The sequence below is a fragment of the Rothia sp. HMSC068F09 genome (assembly GCF_001812775.1).
Taxonomy (GTDB): Bacteria; Actinomycetota; Actinomycetes; order Actinomycetales; family Micrococcaceae; genus Rothia; species Rothia mucilaginosa_A.
In genome coordinates this window covers 3235-3619 of the sequence record NZ_KV810428.1, presented here as the reverse complement: position 1 = coordinate 3619, position 385 = coordinate 3235, and the positions used below count along the sequence as shown (strand labels likewise).

Genomic DNA, 385 nt, shown 5'->3' with positions numbered 1-385 from the left:
GAAAGCCCTTCTGAAAAGGAAGGGAAATCGCAGGAGTACCAGACCCCCCCCCAGAGCTATCATTCGACGCCTCAATGAAAGCCCTTCTGAAAAGGAAGGGAAATAATATCGGCTCGGTTCTGGGCTGGCCAGCAAAGACCGCCTCAATGAAAGCCCTTCTGAAAAGGAAGGGAAATAATGCCACAGCGGCCCGCGATGCGGTGCCCTCAGCAGCCTCAATGAAAGCCCTTCTGAAAAGGAAGGGAAATATTACCCGTGGGCTAATCAGGTGGAAGCCCTCAATAGCCTCAATGAAAGCCCTTCTGAAAAGGAAGGGAAATTTTCGGGCTGTTCGGGTCAGTCGCGCCGACCTGCTGGGCCTCAATGAAAGCCCTTCTGAAAAGGA

Annotated in this window: 1 CRISPR repeat array. The window is 52.7% G+C overall.

Annotated features, from left to right (window positions below):
* Positions 1-68 precede the first annotated feature (68 nt).
* Positions 69-385: direct repeats of the CRISPR family, unit length 28 nt; unit sequence GCCTCAATGAAAGCCCTTCTGAAAAGGA.